This window comes from Nguyenibacter vanlangensis, assembly GCF_013376155.1.
GTDB classification, from domain to species: domain Bacteria; phylum Pseudomonadota; class Alphaproteobacteria; order Acetobacterales; family Acetobacteraceae; genus Gluconacetobacter; species Gluconacetobacter vanlangensis.
The window spans coordinates 1-2,179 of record NZ_JABXXP010000483.1 but is presented as its reverse complement, the minus strand read 5'-3'; the positions used below and the strand labels follow the sequence as shown (position 1 = coordinate 2,179).

Genomic DNA, 2,179 nt, shown 5'->3' with positions numbered 1-2,179 from the left:
CAGCGCCGCCTTCATGCCGCCGGCCCCGGCGGATTTCGACCCGCCCTTGCTCGACACGCCGGACGGGCCGATTCGCCTGCGGACCAGCGACGCGCCCCGCGTGTCGGTCATCATCCCGACCTACGGACAGGACGATTTCACGTTGCGCTGCCTGGCGTCGATCGCGGCCTATCCGCCGATCGCCGCCATCGAAGTCATCGTGATGGACGACGCGTATCCGAAACGGCAGGACCCGTCTTTCCTGCAGGCGCGCGTCGCGGGCGCGCGCATCGTCCGCAACGCCGGCAATCTGGGTTTCCTGCGAACCTGCAACGCAGCGGCGGAACTGGCGCGCGGGGAGTATCTGTTCTTCCTGAACAACGATACCCAGTTGCGCCCCGGCGCGATCGACGCACTGGCCGACCTGTTGCTGGCGCGCCCGGATATCGGCATGACCGGATCCAAGCTGGTCTACCCCAACGGCCTGTTGCAGGAGGCCGGCGGCATCATCTGGCAGGATGCGACCGGCTGGAACTTCGGGCGGAACCAGGACCCGGGCCGCCCGGAATATAATTACCGGCGCCCGGTCGATTACATCTCGGGCGCCGCGATCATGATCCGCCGCGACCTGTTCGAGACGCTGGGCGGGTTCGACACCGATTTCTCGCCGGCCTATTACGAAGACACCGACCTGGCGTTCCGCGTGCGCGCGGGCGGCTTCGGCGTGGTCTACGAACCGCGGTCGGTCGTCGTCCATTACGAGGGCATGTCGCACGGGACGGACCTGGCGTCGGGGGTCAAGGCCCATCAACTGGTCAATGCGAAGCTGATGCGCACCCGCTGGGCAGAGGTGCTGGACCGCAGCCATTTCGCAGGGGCGGCCGACCTGGTGCGCGCCTATGACCAGGCGCGGGACCGGAAAATCATCCTGGTGATCGACCATTATGTTCCCGAACCCGACCGGGACGCCGGATCGCGCACCATCATGGGGGTCCTGCGCAGTCTGGTCGGGTCGGGCTGGGTCGTGAAATTCTGGCCGCAGAACCGCGCCTATTCGCCGGTTTATACGCCGGTTTTGCAGGATATGGGGATCGAGGTCCTGGACCATCGCCGGCCGGACGACCTGGGGGCGTGGCTGGCGCAGCGCGGCGACGCGCTGGACTGCGTGCTGGTCAGCCGGCCGTCGGTGGCGATGGAGCTGCTGCCCCCTCTGCTGGCGCATCGGCGGGCCCGTCTGTGCTTCTACGGCCATGACCTGCATTTCGAGCGGATGCATCGCGAGGCGATGCTGACGGGCGATGCCGGGCAGATGCGCGCGGCCGAGGAGATGAAGCAGATCGAGCGCCGCATGTGGCGAGCGTTCGACACCAGCATCTATCTGTCGCAGGAAGAAGTGGACACGGCGCGGAAACTGGAGCCCGAACGGGATTTCCGGGCGGTCGTCCCCTATGGTTTCGCCGATTTCACCCATCGTGACCGCGTGACGCCGGGCAGCACGATCCTGTTCGTGGCGGGTTTCGCCCACCCCCCGAACGAGGACGCGGCGCTCTTCCTGGTCAATGACGTCATGCCGCTCGTGCTGGCGCAGCGCCCCGACGCCAGGCTCCTGCTCGTCGGGTCCCAGCCCTCGCCGGCCGTCAGGGCGCTCGCCAGTGCGGTCGTCACGGTCACCGGCTGGGTCAGCGACGCGCAACTGGATGAATATTACGGCGCCAGCCGTGCCACGGTCGTCCCCCTTCGCTTCGGCGCGGGCGTCAAGGGCAAGGTGGTCGAGGCCCTGCGCCAGGGCGTGCCGTTGACGGTCACGCCGATCGGCGCCGAGGGGATCGACGGATTGCCCGACATCCTGCCGATCTCCCGCACGGCGCGGGACATCGCGGACGACCTGCTGCGGATGCTGAATGACGATGCCGCCTGGCTGGCGCGATCGCATGCGCAGACCCGCTTTGCCCAGGCCCGTTTTTCGGACGAGGCGGTACGCAGGTCGGTCATCGCCGCACTGGAGCCGTAGGACGGGACCGGAACTCCGGCCGGCGCTACGGCGCCGGCGCCGTCAGTGTGGCGACGACCTTGGCGACGCTGTTGCGCCAATGGGGCAGGCGGACGCCGAAGACGTCGTGCAGGCGGGTGCAATCGAGGCGTGAATCGGCGGGGCGGGCCGCCGGGGTCGGCCAGTCGGCGGTGGCGATGGCCTGGATCT

2 protein-coding genes are annotated in these 2,179 nt (G+C 68.3%); one reads left to right on the top strand and one right to left on the bottom strand.

The annotated features are described in order from the left end of the window. Positions 1–1,990: glycosyltransferase (locus HUK84_RS15600; protein WP_218064404.1), on the top strand; the 1,990-nt coding region annotated here is incomplete at its 5' end. A gap of 25 nt (positions 1,991–2,015) precedes the next feature. Here the strand turns inward: HUK84_RS15600 and HUK84_RS15595 are convergent. Beyond that, on the bottom strand, positions 2,016–2,179 hold a 164-nt coding region (locus HUK84_RS15595), incomplete at its 5' end, for a sugar nucleotide-binding protein (protein ID WP_176641102.1).